Annotated in this window: 23 protein-coding genes and 1 riboswitch; of the genes, 15 read left to right on the top strand and 8 right to left on the bottom strand. The window is 51.3% G+C overall.

The window, feature by feature from the left end:
- Nucleotides 1-47: 47 nt before the first annotated feature.
- The gene (locus Q9J79_RS02320) at nt 48-665 is read right to left on the bottom strand and encodes a hypothetical protein (RefSeq protein ID WP_301912512.1); all 618 of its coding nucleotides are present in this window, start codon (nt 663-665) and stop codon (nt 48-50) included.
- Between the two features lie 69 nt (nt 666-734).
- The gene (gcvT, locus tag Q9J79_RS02315) at nt 735-1,835 is read right to left on the bottom strand and encodes a glycine cleavage system aminomethyltransferase GcvT (protein ID WP_301912436.1); all 1,101 of its coding nucleotides are present in this window, start codon (nt 1,833-1,835) and stop codon (nt 735-737) included.
- Nucleotides 1,836-2,049: 214 nt separating this feature from the next.
- A riboswitch (glycine riboswitch) is annotated at nt 2,050-2,146 on the bottom strand.
- A gap of 202 nt (nt 2,147-2,348) precedes the next feature.
- Between gcvT and Q9J79_RS02310 the strand changes: the two genes are divergently transcribed.
- The 13 genes from Q9J79_RS02310 (at nt 2,349) to nqrM (ending at nt 13,095) form a co-directional block, all read left to right on the top strand.
- Nucleotides 2,349-2,831 (top strand): Lrp/AsnC family transcriptional regulator, encoded by a 483-nt coding sequence (locus tag Q9J79_RS02310; RefSeq protein WP_107818519.1) that lies wholly within the window; start codon nt 2,349-2,351, stop codon nt 2,829-2,831.
- 46 nt (nt 2,832-2,877) lie between these two features.
- Nucleotides 2,878-3,483, top strand: a complete 606-nt coding sequence (locus tag Q9J79_RS02305) for a DUF1415 domain-containing protein (protein WP_301912435.1) — start codon at nt 2,878-2,880, stop codon at nt 3,481-3,483.
- Nucleotides 3,480-3,839, top strand: coding sequence for a YbaN family protein (locus Q9J79_RS02300; RefSeq protein ID WP_002233620.1), 360 nt, complete (start codon nt 3,480-3,482; stop codon nt 3,837-3,839). The genes Q9J79_RS02305 and Q9J79_RS02300 overlap by 4 nt, the downstream gene beginning before the upstream one ends.
- Nucleotides 3,840-4,166, top strand: a complete 327-nt coding sequence (locus Q9J79_RS02295) for a C4-dicarboxylate ABC transporter (RefSeq protein WP_301912434.1) — start codon at nt 3,840-3,842, stop codon at nt 4,164-4,166.
- Between the two features lie 14 nt (nt 4,167-4,180).
- The gene (locus Q9J79_RS02290; protein WP_301912433.1) at nt 4,181-5,602 is read left to right on the top strand and encodes a sodium:proton antiporter; all 1,422 of its coding nucleotides are present in this window, start codon (nt 4,181-4,183) and stop codon (nt 5,600-5,602) included.
- A 244-nt stretch (nt 5,603-5,846) separates the two neighbouring features.
- Complete coding sequence (locus Q9J79_RS02285) at nt 5,847-7,190, top strand: Na(+)-translocating NADH-quinone reductase subunit A (RefSeq protein ID WP_301912432.1); 1,344 nt, start codon at nt 5,847-5,849, stop codon at nt 7,188-7,190.
- A gap of 2 nt (nt 7,191-7,192) precedes the next feature.
- Nucleotides 7,193-8,425, top strand: coding sequence for an NADH:ubiquinone reductase (Na(+)-transporting) subunit B (locus Q9J79_RS02280; protein ID WP_301912431.1), 1,233 nt, complete (start codon nt 7,193-7,195; stop codon nt 8,423-8,425).
- Complete coding sequence (locus tag Q9J79_RS02275; RefSeq protein ID WP_002233618.1) at nt 8,418-9,194, top strand: Na(+)-translocating NADH-quinone reductase subunit C; 777 nt, start codon at nt 8,418-8,420, stop codon at nt 9,192-9,194. Before Q9J79_RS02280 ends, Q9J79_RS02275 begins: the two co-directional genes overlap by 8 nt.
- A complete protein-coding gene (locus tag Q9J79_RS02270) occupies nt 9,194-9,820 on the top strand; it encodes an NADH:ubiquinone reductase (Na(+)-transporting) subunit D (protein ID WP_003709559.1) in 627 nt (208 codons plus the stop codon). The genes Q9J79_RS02275 and Q9J79_RS02270 overlap by 1 nt, the downstream gene beginning before the upstream one ends.
- Before the next feature lie 3 nt (nt 9,821-9,823).
- The gene (nqrE, locus tag Q9J79_RS02265) at nt 9,824-10,417 is read left to right on the top strand and encodes an NADH:ubiquinone reductase (Na(+)-transporting) subunit E (RefSeq protein WP_002223986.1); all 594 of its coding nucleotides are present in this window, start codon (nt 9,824-9,826) and stop codon (nt 10,415-10,417) included.
- A gap of 13 nt (nt 10,418-10,430) precedes the next feature.
- Nucleotides 10,431-11,648: an NADH:ubiquinone reductase (Na(+)-transporting) subunit F gene (gene nqrF, locus Q9J79_RS02260; RefSeq protein WP_301912430.1), complete on the top strand. Its 1,218-nt coding sequence runs from the start codon at nt 10,431-10,433 to the stop codon at nt 11,646-11,648.
- 152 nt (nt 11,649-11,800) lie between these two features.
- Entirely contained in the window at nt 11,801-12,856 is a 1,056-nt protein-coding gene (locus Q9J79_RS02255; protein WP_301912429.1) for an FAD:protein FMN transferase, read from the top strand.
- A gap of 23 nt (nt 12,857-12,879) precedes the next feature.
- On the top strand, nt 12,880-13,095 hold the full coding sequence (gene nqrM / locus Q9J79_RS02250; protein WP_025457876.1) for a (Na+)-NQR maturation NqrM: 216 nt from the start codon (nt 12,880-12,882) through the stop codon (nt 13,093-13,095).
- 277 nt (nt 13,096-13,372) lie between these two features.
- Here the strand turns inward: nqrM and grpE are convergent, their stop codons facing one another.
- Nucleotides 13,373-13,951: a nucleotide exchange factor GrpE gene (gene grpE / locus Q9J79_RS02245; protein ID WP_025457875.1), complete on the bottom strand. Its 579-nt coding sequence runs from the start codon at nt 13,949-13,951 to the stop codon at nt 13,373-13,375.
- 182 nt (nt 13,952-14,133) lie between these two features.
- Between grpE and cysE the strand changes: the two genes are divergently transcribed.
- Nucleotides 14,134-14,952 carry a serine O-acetyltransferase gene (gene cysE / locus Q9J79_RS02240; protein ID WP_002231927.1) on the top strand — a complete coding sequence of 273 codons (819 nt, stop codon included), beginning with the start codon at nt 14,134-14,136 and terminating at the stop codon, nt 14,950-14,952.
- A gap of 203 nt (nt 14,953-15,155) precedes the next feature.
- Here cysE and ubiB read toward each other — a convergent pair whose 3' ends face one another.
- The 5 genes from ubiB to Q9J79_RS02215 all read right to left on the bottom strand — a co-directional run bounded on the left by ubiB (nt 15,156) and on the right by Q9J79_RS02215 (nt 18,481).
- Nucleotides 15,156-16,667: a ubiquinone biosynthesis regulatory protein kinase UbiB gene (ubiB, locus tag Q9J79_RS02235; protein WP_301912427.1), complete on the bottom strand. Its 1,512-nt coding sequence runs from the start codon at nt 16,665-16,667 to the stop codon at nt 15,156-15,158.
- A gap of 34 nt (nt 16,668-16,701) precedes the next feature.
- Nucleotides 16,702-17,166 (bottom strand): hypothetical protein, encoded by a 465-nt coding sequence (locus tag Q9J79_RS02230; RefSeq protein WP_002231924.1) that lies wholly within the window; start codon nt 17,164-17,166, stop codon nt 16,702-16,704.
- On the bottom strand, nt 17,163-17,309 hold the full coding sequence (locus Q9J79_RS02225) for a hypothetical protein (protein ID WP_003709540.1): 147 nt from the start codon (nt 17,307-17,309) through the stop codon (nt 17,163-17,165). Before Q9J79_RS02225 ends, Q9J79_RS02230 begins: the two co-directional genes overlap by 4 nt.
- Before the next feature lie 16 nt (nt 17,310-17,325).
- Nucleotides 17,326-17,664 (bottom strand): iron-sulfur cluster insertion protein ErpA, encoded by a 339-nt coding sequence (erpA, locus tag Q9J79_RS02220; protein ID WP_002233615.1) that lies wholly within the window; start codon nt 17,662-17,664, stop codon nt 17,326-17,328.
- Between the two features lie 130 nt (nt 17,665-17,794).
- Nucleotides 17,795-18,481 carry a S24 family peptidase gene (locus tag Q9J79_RS02215; protein ID WP_196428741.1) on the bottom strand — a complete coding sequence of 229 codons (687 nt, stop codon included), beginning with the start codon at nt 18,479-18,481 and terminating at the stop codon, nt 17,795-17,797.
- A 186-nt stretch (nt 18,482-18,667) separates the two neighbouring features.
- Here Q9J79_RS02215 and Q9J79_RS02210 point away from each other — a divergent pair, with 186 nt between their 5' ends.
- On the top strand, nt 18,668-18,940 hold the full coding sequence (locus Q9J79_RS02210) for a hypothetical protein (RefSeq protein WP_002225570.1): 273 nt from the start codon (nt 18,668-18,670) through the stop codon (nt 18,938-18,940).
- Nucleotides 18,941-18,968: the final 28 nt, after the last annotated feature.

The following is an 18,968-nucleotide window of genomic DNA, read 5'->3' as shown; positions in this document are numbered from 1 at the left end:
TGATTCTCCATTGGTAGGGGGTTATTTTCAGACGGCATCTGCACAACTTAGCGTACGCAGATACCTCGTGCGATTAATTCTTCCAAGCGTCCGTAATGGACGGCAATCATATTGTTTTTATCTTGTTCCAATTCTTGCTTTTGGGCGAAAGGCAGTTTAGAGGATGCAGAATAATCCAAATATGCTTCGTTTATCTTGCGCTTGTTACTTGCCATTACGCCGCTTGCACGGAATACAACGATTTCTTGTTTGGACCTCATATTGTCTGCAACGGCAACCTTCAGGCCTTTGCTGCGGTAATCCGCACAAATGCCTGTAACAGCCGATACTTTATCCACTTCAACTGTACCCGCATAACGGCTGAACGCAATCAGGGTAAATGATTTCGCTTGCGACAATGCTTCCAGGTCGGAAGCACGGCTTCTACCCTTATTATCTTGCACGGCAATACTCAAATCATCATTCATGCGGACAATATCAAGAGCATATTCCCCGTCTATCACCACCTCGCCGGCAATCTTTCCATTGCCGCCAACGATTTTCATAAATATTGCAGTATGGGATTTTCCTTCTGTATCGAAAAACATCAATCCGCGCTCGTCGGCAGACGAAGCGCAAGCCGATAACATCAATAACAACAATAAACTGCCAAAGTTTGCTTTCATAGGAAACAACAATTCCTAAAAACCTGCTTTCAGACGGCATATGAAATGAAAATGCCGTCTGAACCGATATTAATCAAACTGTTTTTGACCGTTGCGGACGAACGGCAGCTTCAGTACGCGCACGTCCGCTTCTTTGCCGCGAATCAGCACTTTGGCGGTATCGCCGTCAAAGTCTTTCGGTACGCGGGCGATGGCGATGGATTGTTTCAGGCTTGGAGAGAACACGCCGCTGGTGGTTTCGCCTTTGCCTTTGTCGGTCAACACTTCCATATGCGCGCGCAGGATGCCGCCTTTATCGAGCAGCAAACCGACTTGTTTGACGGCAACGCCTTTTTCTTTCAATGCCAGCAAGGCGGCTTTACCGACGAAATCGCGGCTTTCGTCTTTCAAATCAACGGTCCAACCCATGCCTGCTTCGAGCGGGCTGGTGTCGTCGTCCATATCGTTGCCGTAAAGGTTCATACCGGCTTCCATACGCAGAGTGTCGCGCGCGCCGAGACCGCAGGGCTGTACGCCGACTTGTTGCAAGGCTTTGAAAAATGCGACGGCTTCTGTGCCGGGCAGGATGACTTCGACTCCGTCTTCGCCGGTATAGCCGGTGCGTGCGACAAACCAGTCGTTGCCCAAGTCTGCACCTTGGAACGGTTTGAGGCTGTGAATCACGTCCGCCCATTCGGGTTTGACGGTCAGGAGTTTTTCAATGGCTTTAGGGCCTTGCACGGCAAGCATGCCGAGGTCGTAGCGCGGATTAAAGGCAACGCCGAACTCTTGTCCGACTTTATGGAACTGGGCGGTGTCTTTTTCGCGGGTCGCGCCGTTGGACACGATGCGGTATTGGGTTTCGGCTTCATTGGTACGGTAAACGATCAAGTCGTCAATCACGCCGCCGTTGTCGTTGAGCAAAGCGGAATAAAGGGCTTTGCCGACGAAGGCGAGTTTGGCAACGTCGTTGGCAATCAGTTTGCGGAAAAAGGCTTTGGCATTTGCGCCTGCTACGTCGGTAACAAGCATGTGTGATACGTCGAACATACCTGCATCGGTGCGCACGGCTTCGTGTTCGGCGATTTGCGAACCATAATGGATGGGCAGCTCCCAGCCGGCAAAATCAACCGGCTTCGCGCCTGCATCTTGATGGGCTTGATGAAACGGGGTGGTTTTCAGAGCAGTCATTCTCAAGTTTCTCCGGATTTTTTGTTCAGATGCCGCCCGCGCACCTGTGCGCGGATGACCCTATCTGTCCTTGAACCTGAGATTTTCGGCCGTATCCGCATGATGGCAAACCAGTCTGCTCACTGCTTTGCGCGGTTGTCTGAATGGTGGTTCAGACGGCCTTCTCCCCTTCGGTGGGCGTATCTTTGGGAAACGCCGCTCTCCAGATGTTTTATTTCAATGTGCAGTCCCTGTTGCCTGAGCGATTTAAGGGCATCTGCGCCTTCGGCGGCTACGCGTAATCGGGTGTAGCTCTCTCCTGCACATTTCCCGATTATGTCTTGAATCGGCGGTTTGGGCAAGCCGTCTTAAAGAGATGCAAACCGACCGCCTCTGTTTTCACATGATTTTCCGAAAACAAAATTTGTCCCGGATGACGGTATAACTTTTTATATGTTAATATGGTCTCCATCTATGCGGATTGCCGCAAACATACGGACAGACAATCCGAATTCCTTAAAACGGAACGCAAATATGCCCCAACTCACTTTAGACAAAACCGATATTAAAATCTTACAGGTTCTCCAGGAAAACGGCAGGCTGACCAATGTCGAACTGTCCGAACGTGTCGCACTTTCGCCTTCTCCGTGCCTGCGCCGTCTGAAGCAGTTGGAAGATGCCGGCATCGTCCGCCAATATGCCGCGCTGCTGTCTCCGGAATCTGTCAACTTGGGACTTCAGGCATTTATCCGCGTTTCCATCAGCAAAGCAAAAGACGCGCGGGAAGATTTTGCCGCATCGGTTCGAAAATGGCCGGAAGTTTTGAGCTGCTTCGCCCTGACCGGCGAGACCGACTACCTGCTTCAGGCATTTTTTACCGATATGAACGCGTTTTCCCATTTTGTTTTGGATACGCTCCTGTCCCACCACGGCGTACAGGATGCCCAATCGAGCTTTGTTTTAAAAGAAATCAAACACACCACCTCCCTGCCACTCAACCACCTGCTGAAGGAATAGTGCCCTTCCCGATTTTCCCGCACGTGCAATCTGCAAACACATTTACATGACAATAATGAATATCAATACTTCCGAAAATAAAGATGCTGTTGCCGAACACACCGGACAATGGTTGGAAAAAGCCGTCATCGGTCTGAACCTGTGTCCCTTTGCCAAAGCCCCCCACGTTAAAAACCTTGTCCGCATCGCGATCAGCGAAGCCAAACACCTTGACGGTTTTTTGGAAGACTTGGACGAAGAACTGCAGCGACTGGGCAATACACCCGCCACCGAACTGGAAACTACCCTGCTGGTTCACCCGACCCTATTCCCCGATTTCGACGTATTCAACGATATGCTCGACATTGCCGATGCCGCCGTTGTCGAAAACGGCTTGGAAGGCATCGTCCAAATCGCCCCGTTTCATCCCGATTTCCAATTTGAAGGCACGGATTCAGACGACATCGGCAACTACACCAACCGTTCTCCCTATCCGACGCTGCACCTTATCCGCGAAGACAGTATTGCCAAAGCCGCACAAGCCTTTCCCGACGCTTCGGCAATATTCGAACGCAATATCGCCCTGCTGGAAAAAATGGGACATGAAGGCTGGGCAAAACTCGGTATCACATCCTGCCCTTATCCGCACAATAAGAAAAATACTTCAAAATGATACGTTATCTTTTAATTGCCTGCGGCGGCATCTCCCTGCTGCTGGGAATCATCGGCATTTTTCTGCCGCTGTTGCCGACCACGCCGTTCGTACTGCTCTCCGCCGCCTGCTGGGCAAAGGCATCCCCGCGCTTTCACCGCTGGCTGCACCGGCACCGCTATTTCGGTCCGATGGTTCATAACTGGGAACAAAACGGCGCAGTGCCGCGCAAAGCCAAGATTTTCGCCATCAGTATGATGACCGCATCCTGCCTGATAATGTTTTGGCAGTTTCCCCAACGCTGGTGGGTCGGGGCGGTTTCATCGGTTTTTTGTTCCCTTGTCGCCATATGGATGTGGCGCAGGCCCGAATCTTGAATGCCGTCTGAAAGGGATAAGGGCAAACCCGCTTCATTGCAAATATATGTTAAAATAAATTCATTTTTCGTTTTCGATAGGTTATTTATTAAAGACATATATTTATTTGTTTTAAATAAAATTATTTATCAAAAAGAATATATATTCCCAAGCACGGCAATCCGCCTTCCCGCCGCCTTCCGGTTTGGGAAACTGGTTTATCCTGATTATTTACTTTACAATCAATCGGAAAACTTTTTTCAAAAACAAACAGGCAGCACAGTCCGCCTATGTCCGGGCGGCACGAAGCCTGTATCACTCCCGCGCGCCGCACAAGGCAGTGCTTGAATCGAGGAAACACGATGCGCCACCTACCCCTGTTTTCACTAATGCTTTTCCCGGCATCGGTTTACGCCGCAGATTTGGACGGCGCAAACCTAAACCTGCTGTGGGGCCTGCCCTTTGCCCTGATTTTGCTGTCTATCGCATTGGGTCCCTTGTTTTTTTCGCATACCTGGCATCACCATTACGGCAAAATCACCGCCTTTTGGACATTGCTGTTCCTCATCCCGTTCAGTTTGGTTTTTGGCGCGTCCGCCGGTATCCATACCGTCGCACACGCACTCGTTGAAGAATACATCCCCTTCATCCTGCTGCTGCTTGCCCTGTACACCATTTCAGGCGGCATTTTGGTTTGGGGCGACTTGAACGGCACACCCAAGCTCAACACCGCCCTGCTTGCCGTCGGCACGGCACTGGCTTCAATTATGGGCACGACCGGCGCGGCAATGCTGATGATTCGTCCGCTGCTGAAAGCCAACCAAAACCGTGCCCACCGCGTGCACATCGTCATCTTCTTCATTTTCTTGGTTGCAAACATCGGCGGCGGCCTGACCCCTTTGGGCGACCCCCCACTCTTCCTCGGCTTTCTTAAGGGTGTAGATTTTATGTGGACGGTCAAACATATGCTTGCCCCTGTCCTAATCAGCACCGCTGTCCTGTTGACCGCCTTCTATTTCATCGACAACCGTTTCTTCAAACAGGAAAGCATTGCACAAGATACGCCGGCACAACAGGAAAAACCCGAAAAAATCGCCATCTTCGGCAAATGGAACTTCCTCCTGCTGGCGGGCGTGGTTAGCGCGGTTCTAATGTCCGGCCTTTGGAAACCCGAACACCCGGGATTTGAAATCCTCGGCAGCCGTTACGCCCTGCAAAACCTCGTCCGCGATGTCATCCTGATTGTATTGACCGCCGTATCTATGGCAATCACGCCCAAACAAGTCCGCGCAGGCAACGAATTCAACTTTGAACCCATCGCCGAAGTGGGCAAACTCTTCCTCGGCATCTTCATCACCATCTTCCCCGTCCTGAGCATTCTGAAAGCAGGCGAGGCAGGCGCGCTGGGCGGGGTGGTATCGCTGGTTCACGATACGGCAGGTCATCCGATTAATACGATGTATTTTTGGATGAGCGGCATATTGTCGGCATTCTTGGATAACGCGCCCACTTATCTCGTGTTTTTCAATATGGCGGGCGGCGATGCCCAAGCCTTGATGACGGGGCCTCTGTTCCATACCCTGCTGGCCGTCTCTATGGGTTCGGTATTTATGGGCGCACTGACCTATATCGGCAACGCGCCGAACTTCATGGTCAAAGCCATTGCCGAACAGCGCGGCGTACCGATGCCGACTTTCTTCGGCTATATGATGTGGTCGGCGGGTTTTCTGATTCCCGTCTTCATCATCCACACCCTTATCTTTTTCGTTTTCAAACTGCTGTAAGCACCATGCCGTCTGAACATTCAGACGGCATTTTAAATTCCGGCATAATCAAATCAATATCCCCCCTTCCGACAATTAAAAACGGCTTCCGCAAGGAAAAAAGCAGCAAATCTGACAAACAGGTACAATTCCTGATAAAATCTAACACTTTGCTACATTAATTTATTCAATGCTTTTGATGCCCCGCGACACCGTATCAAAAACACGCCGTTTTTACCTTAACCATCACAAGTAATGCAAATCTATGATTAAAATCAAAAAAGGTCTAAACCTGCCCATCGCGGGCAGACCGGAGCAAGTCATTTATGACGGGCCGGCCATTACCGAAGTCGCGTTGCTTGGCGAAGAATATGCCGGTATGCGTCCCTCGATGAAAGTCAAGGAAGGCGAAGCCGTCAAAAAAGGCCAAGTGCTGTTTGAAGACAAAAAGAATCCGGGCGTAGTATTTACTGCTCCGGCTTCAGGCAAAATCGCCGCGATTCACCGTGGCGAAAAGCGCGTACTTCAGTCAGTCGTGATTGCCGTTGAAGGCAACGACGAAATCGAGTTTGAACGCTACGCGCCCGATGCGTTGGCAAAATTGAGTAGTGAAGAAGTGCGCCGCAACCTGATTCAATCCGGTTTGTGGACTGCGCTGCGTACCCGTCCATTCAGCAAAATCCCTGCCGTCGATGCCGAGCCGTTCGCCGTTTTCGTCAATGCGATGGACACCAATCCGCTGGCGGCAGACCCTGTGGTCATCATCAAAGAAGCCGCCGAAGATTTCAAACGAGGTCTGCTGGTGTTGAGCCGCCTAACCGAACGCAAAATCCATGTGTGTAAAGCAGCCGGTGCGGACGTGCCGTCTGAAAACGCTGCCAACATCGAAATACATGAATTTGGCGGCCCGCATCCTGCCGGTTTGAGCGGCACGCACATTCATTTCATCGAGCCAGTCGGTGCAAACAAAACTGTTTGGACCATCAATTATCAAGATGTAATTGCCATTGGCCGTTTGTTTGCAACAGGCCGTCTGAACACCGAGCGCGTGATTGCCTTGGGTGGCTCTCAAGTCAACAAACCCCGCCTCTTGCGTACCGTTTTGGGTGCGAAAGTATCGCAAATTACTGCGGGCGAATTGGTTGACGCAGACAACCGCGTGATTTCCGGCTCAGTATTGAACGGCGCGATTGCACAAGGCGCGCACGATTACCTCGGCCGCTACCACAATCAGATTTCCGTTATCGAAGAAGGCCGCAGTAAAGAGCTGTTCGGCTGGGTTGCGCCGCAGCCGGATAAATACTCGATTACGCGTACGACCCTTGGTCATTTCCTGAAAAACAAACTCTTCAAGTTCACGACAGCCGTCAACGGCGGCGACCGCGCCATGGTTCCCATCGGCACTTACGAGCGCGTGATGCCCTTGGATATCCTGCCTACCCTGCTCTTGCGCGATTTAATCGTCGGCGACACCGACAGTGCGCAGGCTTTGGGTTGCTTGGAATTGGACGAAGAAGACCTCGCTTTGTGCAGCTTCGTCTGCCCGGGCAAATACGAATACGGCCCGCTGTTGCGCAAGGTGCTGGAAACCATTGAGAAAGAAGGCTGATTATGGGCTTGAAACATTTTCTTGAAAAAATCGAACCGCACTTCCTGCCGGGCGGCAAACATGAAAAATGGTATGCCCTCTACGAAGCTGCGGCGACGATTTTCTATACATCCGGCGCGGTAACGCGCAAAGCGGCGCACGTCCGCGACGCGCTCGACTCCAAACGCATGATGATTTTGGTGTGGCTGGCTTTGTTCCCCGCCATGTTCTACGGTATGTACAACGTCGGCGTACAGGCATTCGGTGCGTTAACGCCTGATTTGCTGCAACAAAGCATCGCCAACGACTGGCATTACGCCCTTGCCAACGCTTTGGGCATCCATATGTCGTCTGAAGCGGGCGTGTTGGGCAAAATGCTGTTCGGCGCGATTTTCTTCCTGCCGATTTACGCGACTGTATTTGTTGTGGGTGGCTTCTGGGAAGTCTTGTTCGCCACCGTCCGCAAACACGAAATCAACGAGGGTTTCTTCGTCACTTCGATTCTGTTCGCCTTAATCGTTCCGCCCACGCTGCCTTTGTGGCAGGCGGCTTTGGGTATTTCTTTCGGCGTTGTGGTTGCGAAAGAAGTATTCGGCGGTACGGGTAAAAACTTCATGAACCCTGCGCTGGCAGGCCGCGCCTTCCTGTTCTTCGCCTACCCAGCCAACCTGAGCGGCGATGCGGTTTGGACGGCGGTTGACGGCTATTCCGGTGCAACCGCGCTGGCGCAATGGGCGGCACACGGTGCAGACGGCCTGAAAAACGCCGTAACCGGTCAAACCATCACTTGGATGGACGCGTTTATCGGCAAACTGCCCGGCTCCATCGGCGAAGTCTCCACTTTGGCACTCTTAATCGGCGGCGCGTTTATCGTGTTTGCCCGCATCGCTTCTTGGCGCATTATTGCCGGCGTGATGATCGGTATGATTGCCATGTCTTCGCTGTTCAACTTCATCGGTTCGGACACCAACGCTATGTTTGCTATGCCTTGGTACTGGCACTTGGTGGTCGGCGGCTTCGCCATCGGTATGCTGTTTATGGCGACCGACCCCGTTTCCGCTTCCTTTACCAATGTCGGCAAATGGTGGTACGGCGCGCTGATCGGCGTGATGTGCGTGTTAATCCGCGTGGTCAACCCTGCTTACCCCGAAGGCATGATGTTGGCGATTCTGTTTGCCAACCTGTTTGCCCCGATTTTCGACTATTTCGTCGCACAAGCGAACATCAAACGCAGAAAGGCGCGCAGCAATGGCTAAGAAATTCGATAAAGACAGCTTCAGCGGCACGCTGATTGTGGTATTGGCGGTCAGCCTGATTTGCTCGGTCATCGTTGCCGGTGCGGTCGTCGGCTTGAAACCCATCCAAGAAAAACAAAAACTCCAAGATAAACAAGGCTATATCTTGAGCGTTGCCGGTTTGATGGATAAAGACACCGACATCGGCAAAACCTTTGCCGAGCGTATCGAGCAACGTGTCGTGGACTTGGCGACCGGCGAATATGTGAAAGACGCGCCGAAAGACTTCAGCGCGCGCATCGCAGGCAAAGACCCCGCGCAAAGCATCCGCATCAAACCTGAAGACGATTTGGCAGGCATCAAAAGCCGTGCCAAATACACCGAGGTTTATTTGGTAAAAGGCGAAGACGGCAAAATCGGGCAAATCATCCTGCCGATGCACGGCAACGGTTTGTGGTCTGTTATGTACGGCTTTGTCGCCATTCAACCCGACGGCAACACCATCAACGGCATTACCTACTACGAACAAGGCGAAACCCCGGGCTTGGGCGGCGAAATCGGCAATCCGTTGTGGCAGCAAAAATTCGTCGGCAAAAAACTGTTTGACGGACAAGGCAAACTTGCACTGCACGTCGGCAAAGGCGCGGGTTCGGACAAAGAACACGGCGTAGATGCCCTCTCCGGCGCGTCGCTGACTTCCAAAGGCGTGCAAGGTTCGTTCGCCTACTGGTTCGGCGAAAACGGCTATATCCCCTACCTGAACAAATTGAAATCAGCAGGAGCGCAATAATGGCTGATATGAAACGCTTAAAACATTTGATGTTTTCACCCTTTATCGACAACAACCCGATTGCCTTGCAGGTTTTGGGTATTTGTTCGGCTTTGGCGGTTACCACCAAACTTCAGACGGCCATCGTGATGGGTATTTCCGTCAGTTTGGTAACCGGTTTTTCCAGCTTCTTCATTTCGCTGGTACGCAACTACATCCCCAACAGCATCCGCATCATCGTGCAAATGGCGATTATCGCGTCGCTGGTTACGCTGGTCGACCAACTCTTACAGGCATTTGCCTACGAATTGTCCAAACAGCTTTCCGTATTCGTCGGCCTGATTATTACCAACTGTATCGTGATGGGCCGCGCCGAAGCATTTGCGATGAAAGAGCCGCCGCTGGAAAGCCTGATCGACGGCATCGGCAACGGCGCGGGCTACGGGATGATGCTGCTTGTCGTCGCCACTGTCCGCGAACTGATCGGCTCGGGCAAGCTCTTGGGCTACACCGTTTTCCAAACTGTGCAGGACGGCGGCTGGTATCAGACCAACGGCTTGTTCCTGCTCGCCCCCAGCGCGTTCTTCATCATCGGCTTTTTGATTTGGGGGCTGCGTACTTGGAAACCCGAACAGGCGGAGGAATAAGCTATGGAACACTATTTGAGCCTCTTTATCAAATCCGTCTTCATTGAAAATATGGCGCTATCCTTCTTTTTGGGTATGTGCACGTTTTTGGCGGTATCCAAAAAAGTATCCACCGCATTCGGTTTGGGTGTGGCGGTAATTTTCGTACTCGGGCTGTCCGTCCCAGCCAACCAATTGGTTTACTCGCTGCTCAAAGACGGCGCGATTGTCGAAGGCGTGGATTTGACCTTTTTGAAATTCATCACCTTCATCGGCGTGATTGCCGCTTTGGTACAGATTTTGGAAATGTTCTTGGACAAATTCGTCCCTGCCCTCTACAACGCGTTAGGCATCTACCTGCCGCTGATTACCGTAAACTGCGCGATTTTCGGTGCCGTATCGTTTATGGCGCAGCGCGAATACAACTTCGGTGAATCCGTCGTGTACGGCTTCGGCGCGGGTTTGGGCTGGATGTTGGCGATTGTCGCTTTGGCGGGCATTACCGAAAAAATGAAATATTCGGACGCTCCCAAAGGCCTCAAAGGCTTGGGCATTACCTTTATCGCCGCCGGCCTGATGGCGATGGCGTTTATGTCGTTCTCCGGCATCCAGTTATAAGAAAGGGACCGGTATGGAGATTATTTTAGGTATTGTGATGTTTACCGTCATCGTCTTAGCTTTGGCACTGATGATTCTGTTTGCCAAATCCAAGTTGGTGAGCGAAGGCGACATCACCATCAAAGTCAATGATGAAAAAGAACTGACGATGCCCGCCGGCGGCAAACTGTTGGGCGCGCTTGCCAGCCAAGGTATTTTCGTTCCTTCCGCCTGTGGTGGCGGCGGCTCGTGCGGACAATGCCGCGTTGTCGTGAAAAGCGGCGGCGGCGACATTCTGCCGACCGAGTTGTCCCACATCAGCAAACGCGAAGCGCGCGAAGGCTGCCGGCTGTCGTGCCAAGTCAACGTCAAAACCGATATGGAGATTGAAGTACCCGAAGAAGTGTTCGGCGTGAAAAAATGGGAATGCACCGTCATTTCCAACGACAACAAAGCAACGTTCATTAAAGAACTCAAGCTTGCCATTCCCGAAGGCGAAGAAGTCCCCTTCCGTGCCGGCGGCTACATCCAAATCGAAGCCCCGCCGCACACCGTTGCCTACAAAGACTTTGACATTCCCAAGAAATATCACGAAGACTGGGACAAATACAATCTGTGGCAATACGTTTCCAAAGTGGACGAACCGATTTTGCGCGCTTACTCCATGGCTTCGTATCCTGAAGAAAAAGGCATCATTATGCTGAACGTGCGTATCGCCACGCCGCCCCCGCGCGTACCCGATGCGCCTCCGGGACAAATGTCTTCCTACATCTGGTCGCTCAAACCCGGCGACAAAGTTACGATTTCCGGTCCGTTCGGCGAATTTTTCGCCAAAGACACCGATGCCGAAATGGTATTCATCGGCGGTGGTGCGGGCATGGCTCCGATGCGTTCCCACATTTTCGACCAGCTGAAACGTTTGAACTCCAAACGTAAAATTACCTTCTGGTATGGTGCACGTTCTAAACGCGAGATGTTCTATGTCGAAGACTTCGACCAACTCGCAGCAGAATTCCCGAACTTCACATGGCACGTCGCCTTGTCCGACCCGCTGCCGGAAGACAACTGGGACGGCTACACAGGCTTCATCCACAACGTGGTTTACGAAAACCACCTGAAAAATCACGAAGCACCGGAAGACTGCGAATTTTATATGTGCGGCCCGCCGATTATGAACCAGTCCGTCATCAAAATGCTTAAAGACTTAGGCGTGGAAGACGAAAACATCCTCTTGGACGATTTCGGCGGTTAAATATTCGGCTTCAAATACAAAAGGAAGAAACCTCGGTTTCTTCCTTTTTCTATGCTAATGCCGCCCGAACACCCTTCAGACGGCATTAGCATAAAAACATATCGGCCGTTTTGCGATATAATTCAAGCCATTTGCCAAGACTATCAAACACTATGCCGTCTGAAACACGCCTGCCGAACTTTATCCGCGCCTTGATATTTGCCCTGAGTTTTATCTTCCTGAACGCCTGTTCGAAACAAACCGCGCAAACCGTTACCCTGCAAGGCGAAACGATGGGCACGACCTATACCATCAAATACCTTTCAAATAATCGGGACAAACTCCCCTCACCTGCCGAAATACAAAAGCGCATCGATGACGCGCTTAAAGAAGTCAACCGGCAGATGTCCACCTATCAGCCCGACTCCGAAATCAGCCGGTTCAACCAACACACAGCCGGCAAGCCCCTCCGCATTTCAAGCGACTTCGCACACGTTACCGCCGAGGCCGTCCGCCTGAACCGCCTGACACACGGCGCGCTGGACGTAACTGTCGGCCCCTTGGTCAACCTTTGGGGATTCGGCCCCGACAAATCCGTTACCCGTGAACCGTCGCCGGAACAAATCAAACAGGCGGCATCTTATACGGGCATAGACAAAATCATTTTGAAACAAGGCAAAGATTACGCCTCCTTGAGCAAAACCCACCCCAAGGCCTATTTGGATTTATCTTCGATTGCCAAAGGCTTCGGCGTTGATAAAGTTGCGGGCGAACTGGAAAAATACGGCATTCAAAATTATCTGGTCGAAATCGGCGGCGAGTTGCACGGCAAAGGCAAAAACGCGCGCGGCGAACCGTGGCGCATCGGCATCGAACAGCCCAATATCGTCCAAGGCGGCAATACGCAGATTATCGTCCCGCTGAACAACCGTTCGCTTGCCACTTCCGGCGATTACCGTATTTTCCACGTCGATAAAAGCGGCAAACGCCTCTCCCACATCATCAACCCGAACAACAAACGCCCCATCAGCCACAACCTCGCCTCCATCAGCGTGGTCGCAGACAGTGCAATGACGGCGGACGGCTTGTCCACAGGATTATTTGTTTTAGGAGAAACCGAAGCCCTGAAGCTGGCAGAGCGCGAAAAACTCGCCATTTTCCTGATTGTCAGGGATAAAGGCGGCTACCGCACCGCCATGTCTTCCGAATTTGAAAAACTGCTCCGTTAAACACACACCGATTGGGAAACACTATGAAAACCCTGCTCCTCACCTTCGGCATCTTCCTGACCGTCATCATCGGTATGGCGGTCGGCTATATTTTCTCCAAACGCACCATCAAAGGCAGTTGCGGCGGCATTACCGCCTTGGGTATGAAAAAAATGTGCGACTGCGACACGCCTTGCGACACCCTGCAAAAGAAACTGGATAAAGAAAAACAGGCAGGCGGCATACGGGTTGACCGTTAACGCCGAAATATAGTGGATTAAATTTAAACCAGTACAGCGTTGCCTCGCCTTAGCTCAAAGAGAACGATTCTCTAAGGTGCTGAAGCACCAAGTGAATCGGTTCCGTACTATTTGTACTGTCTGCGGCTTCGTCGCCTTGTCCTGATTTTTGTTAATCCACTATAAAATGCCGTCTGAAGCCCGACAGGCGGGTTCAGACGGCATTGCCGCTTTACTTCGATCGGTTTATACGCAAAACGCGCTTCAGGAAATAAATCAGATTATTCCCCAGACGCCTTCAGGCTTCCTTCTGTGCCACCGTAACCATAGCCGGGCGCAGCACGCGGTCGGACAGCGTATAACCCTTCTTCATCACGCCGACCACGGTATTGGGTTCCTGCTCACTGGCCACCGCCTGCATCGCCTGATGGATATTCGGATTGAGCTTGTCGCCCGCTTTAGGGTTGATTTCCTTGATTTGCGTGGCATCAAATGCTTTCTGCAACTCGTTCAAAGTCATCTGCACGCCCATTTTCAGCGCATCGAAATTGCCGCTCTGATCCAAAAGCGCCATTTCCAGATAATCCTTGACCGGCAGCATTTCCACGGCAAACTTCTGTCCGGCGAACTTGTGCGTATCGGCAATTTCCTGCTGATGGCGGCGGCGCAGGTTTTGCTCGTTTGCCAAAGCACGCAGCTGCTCGTCTTTCAACTGCGCTTCCAGCTCGGCAATCCGCGCCTGCAAATCCTCATAAGCCGGCTCGGCGGCAGCCTGTTCCTGCACACCGTCCGCATTTCCTACTGTCTCGACGGTTTCCACCGCCTCCACATTTTCAACCGCTTCTTCACTGTTTTGCTGCTGTGTCTGTTCGCTCATATCGTATCCCTTAAAACAAATTGGAAATCAAAATCCGGTTATTACCCGCGCAAGATAAGGACATTTTCAAGAAACTTCAAGCAAAGGCAGGAAATTTCACATCCGCCGCCGAATACCCTACCGCAAAAACCATATAAACGGTAAGATACCGCCGACCTTATGCTTTTCAGACGGCATCCATTATGAAAAAAAACCATTTGAACACAAACGGTTTCGACCTTTGGCACACCATCCGCGAAGAAACCGCTGCTGCTGCCGCCGCCGAACCGATGCTGGCAAGTTTTTTGCACCAAACCGTGTTGCGCCACGAGTCCCTCGGCTCCGTCCTTGCCTACCACCTTTCCAGCAAACTCGGCAGCCCGATTATGGACGTGCGCGCGCTGTTTGAAATCTACCAGCAGGCATTGGGCAGCGATGAGCAAATCAGCAAATGCGTCGAGGCAGACTTAAAAGCCATCTACGAACGCGATCCCGCCTGCGACGAATATTCGCTGCCGCTTTTATATTTCAAAGGTTTTCACGCGATTCAGGCACACCGCATCAACCACTGGCTATACTTAAACGGACGTAAAACGCTGGCCTATTTCCTGCAAAACCGGATGTCTGAAGTATTTGGGGTGGACATCCATCCCGCCGCGCATTTCGGACACGGACTGATGCTTGACCACGCCACCGGCTTTGTTGCCGGCGAAACCGCCGTGTTGGGCAACAATATTTCGATTTTGCACGGCGTAACGCTCGGCGGTTCGGGCAAAGAAGGCGGCGACCGCCACCCTAAAATCGGCGACGGCGTGATGATCGGCGCAAACGCCTCGATATTGGGCAATATCCGCATCGGCAGCAATGCCAAAATCGGGGCGGGCAGCGTCGTGGTTTCAGACGTGCCGCCGTCCATCACGGTTGTCGGCGTACCCGCAAAACCCGTGGCGCGATCGCTCAAAACCCCGTCGGCGGATATGGATCAAAATATCCAGTTTGCCGAAATCGACTTTATGATTTGAATATCCGCACCAATGCCGTCTGAAACGCCAAACGGGCTTCAGACGGCATTGCCCGCTTCAAGCCTGCGCCTTGATATGCCGCCGATGCCGGCACTTGCCAGTCGGACAAAATGCCTTTTATTCGATACACCCGATTCCCACGCAACCGGAAATAACCGGTTTCCTTATAAACGGGCGGAGTCGGGCGATGATTCGGACAAAGCCTATTTCAAAATCAAAATCAGCAGCAAAACAAACGCGATTGCCGCCAGCCACAGGCTTTGCCGTTGCTGCACTTTGACCAAATGAATATAAGCATCACGCATTTCCTGCCGGCGCGCCTCATCGACCAAGTCATTGATTTTGCGTGGCAATGAAGGAATGATTTGCGCCCAGTCGGGGGCTTCGTTTTTGAGGTTGCGCCAAAGGGCTTTGGGACCGACCTGCCCGTTCATCCATTTCACCAAAAACGGTTTGGCGGTTTTCCACAAGTCCAAATCGGGATCGAGTTGTCGGCCCAGACCTTCGATGTTGAGCAGCGTTTTTTGCAGTAGCACAAGCTGCGGTTGGATTTCGACATTGAAGCGGCGGCTGACTTCAAACAGGCGCATCAGCACCAAGCCGAAGGAAATCTGCGAAATCGGTTTGTTGAACACCGGTTCGCACACGGCGCGGACGGCGGCTTCCAACTCTTCCGCACGCGTGTCGGCGGGCACCCAGCCCGATTCGATGTGGGCGGTGGCGACACGCCGGTAATCGCGGTTGAAAAAGGCGAGGAAGTTGATGGCGAGATAGCGTTTGTCGTAATCGGTCAGCGTGCCGACAATGCCGAAATCAAGGGCGATGTAGCGGTTGTCGGCGGCAACCAGAATATTGCCGGGGTGCATATCCGCATGGAAAAAACCGTCGCGGAAGACCTGCGTGAAAAAGATTTCCACGCCGTAATCGGCGAGTTTGTGCAAATCGATGCCGTCTGCTTTGAGTTTGGCGATGTCGGCAACCGGCGTGCCGTCCATCCATTCGATTGTCAGCACGTCGCTTGTGCAGTAGTCGTAAAACACCTTGGGCACAATCAGCATATTGCTGTTTTGGAAATTGCGTCCGAGCTGTCCTGCATTGGCGGCTTCGCGCATCAAATCCAACTCGTCGTGCAGATATTTGTCGAACTCCGCCACCACTTCGCGCGGCTTCAGACGCCTGCCGTCTGAAAACAAGCGTTCGACCCAAGCCGCACCGAAACGCATCAGCGACAAATCCTGTTCTATAAGGGGCAAAAGGTTGGGGCGCAAAACTTTGACAGCCACTCGTTCGCCCGAATGCAGGCGGGCTTTGTGTACTTGGGCGATGGATGCGCTGGCGACGGGCTCGGTTTCAAATTCCGCATACAGCTTTTCGATGGGCTGGCCCAGCGATTTTTCGATTTGTTCACGCGAAAGCCGCGCGTCAAAAGGCGGCACTTTGTCTTGCAACTTTGCCAGTTCGACGGCGTAATCGTGCGGAATCAAATCGGGGCGTGTGGACAAAACCTGTCCGAATTTGATGAAAATCGGCCCCAGGCTTTCCAAGGCAAGGCGCAGACGGACGGCAGGCGGTTCGTTTTTCAATTTGGACGACTGCGGCATCATTTTCAGCAGAGCGCATATCCAACCGCTACCCATCAGTGAAGCGCACAGACCTGCCAGCCGATAGCGGTAAAAAGTCCCGACAATGACCGTCAGGCGTTTCAACCATTTCATATATAAAATCCCGAATACAGCATTTATCGGACAATCAAAAAATCTTACCGAGCAGATAGCTCAAAAAGGCAATCAGCAGCCCAAAAACCAGCGGTTTGATATTGCGGGGCGGCGGTTCGGGTTGCGAAGGTGCGGAAATATCATCTTCCCGCCCGCCATGAAGTTCAAGATATTCGGGCATTTCCCCATCCGCTCCTTCTCCTTCGCCCTCCCCTTCCTCCGGTGGCACGACCGTTTCCAACTCCATATATCTCCGGGTAATAATATCCAAACCCAAATAGCTGAAATAATCATGCAACTCTTCCCGTTTCGCCCAAGTGCATTTTTCCTCAACCAGCACTTGAGGTTTGGAATCGAGCGATTCGATCAATCCTTCCGCCTTTTCTTCGCCGAGATTCTCCTTAAGGCACTCCCGGATAAGCCCGCGATCCACTTGGGGCGGGTAGGAAACATATACATCGTACAAATCATTTCGGTAATCTTTACTCATCTCAATCATAAGGGAACAAATACGCCTGATACCGTTCCGCCCGTTCCTTTCGGGAAACCCGATTCATCTTCAAACAATCGGATTATATGTGAATTCATCCCGATAATATATTTTCCAAAAGTAAAAATGCCGTCTGAACGTTCAGACGGCATCACACAAACCAAGCGGTCATACGGAAAACGACGATCCGCAACCGCAGGTTGTTTCCGCATTCGGATTGCGGATGACGAATTGCGAACCCTGCAAACTTTCCGTATAGTCGATTTCCGCACCGACCAGATATTGATAGCTCATCGGATCGACCAAAAAGACCAAACCGTTTTTCTCGATTTCAAAATCGTCGTCGTTCTTAATTTCATCAAAAGTAAATCCATACTGGAAACCCGAGCAGCCGCCGCCGTTGACAAAAACCCGCAATTTCAAATCGGGGTTGTTTTCTTCGGCAATCAAATCGGCAACTTTCGTACAGCAGCTGTCAGTAAAGATAATAGGGCTTTCGTCCGACATGGTGTGATTCCTTAATATAATATTTACGCATTCTCTCTCAAACCCCTTGCAAAGGCAAGCGGGGGCTTGTTCCCTGAAAAGAAACTGCCTTACAGATAAGTTTGACCGCTCCCGATTTCAAGCCCCGGACTCAAACCGCCCTGCCGAACCACTCGACCCGCCCGATGATTTCCACATCATCGGCAGGATGATTCAAATTAATTTCAAAAGCAGGGTAAGCCTCGTTGGCGGAAATAACGTTGATTATCCCGCCGGGGACGATTTGCAGGCGTTTGACCAACAGGTTTTCATTAATCCGCAACACATACAGTCCGTCCCTCGGCGTATTCTCGCTATGGTTGACCAAAATCGAATCGCCGTCATTCAAAACCCCCTCCATAGAATCCCCCTTGACGGAAATTACAGACAGGTTTTTCGTATCGCGGGTAACATAATTCTCAATCCAATGCCGTCTGAACGCCATTGTAAATACCGGTTCCTCATGATCGACAAACTGCCCGTATCCCGCAGCCGCCCGAATATCATATCTCGGCACGAAAACAAACTCGTCCGTATCGACTTCATTACCCAAAGTATCGTAAGCAAGGGATTTTTTTGGGGCTTCATCCGGAAACGGATTACCCTCCCCGGTCAACAGCCAATCGATACTACACCCCTTCAACTGCTTGATTTTTTTTAATGTTTCAGACTTCGGCAAACCGCCTTCATTCCATATCCTGCTGAAGCCCGCAATCGTCATTTCAATATCGGATGCGATTTTTGCCTGCTTCGCTTCGCTTTTCCATAAAAAAACCAGTCTGTCTTTAAAGGTTTCCATAAATATCCTTCCGCTCCCCTTCATTCAATCATCTAAAGTAAACATGAAATATATTTTACCTTAGCTATCCCAAAAACGGAACAACTATGATAAACTAAATTTAAATTATGATTTTTCTTACTTAATACATAATTTTTCAGATTTTCCATAGGTTTAATCCTTAATTGACAGAAAAAGGATAGAAAAATGAAGAAAACCGGCAAATATCTTATCTATACTGCGGCATTTACCGCATTCTGCTTTGCCTTCCAAGAAAACCGTTCTGAAGCCAAACAGCCCGACATCACTTTATCCGCATCCCTGTGCGAACAATTCAACATACTGAACGCCAAAGATATGGATGCAGAACAAGTCTCCCTTTCCAAAGAATGCGACATCATCGAGTCTTCACACGACTGGGAAAAAGAGTACGGCAACTTGAACGAACAGGAAATGCTCGCCGGCATTGTCTATGAATAAACCTGCCTGCCATTTGAAATATTATGCT

The organism is Neisseria viridiae (genome assembly GCF_962747995.1).
GTDB lineage: Bacteria > Pseudomonadota > Gammaproteobacteria > Burkholderiales > Neisseriaceae > Neisseria > Neisseria viridiae.
This window is presented reverse-complemented; position numbering and strand designations above follow the sequence as displayed.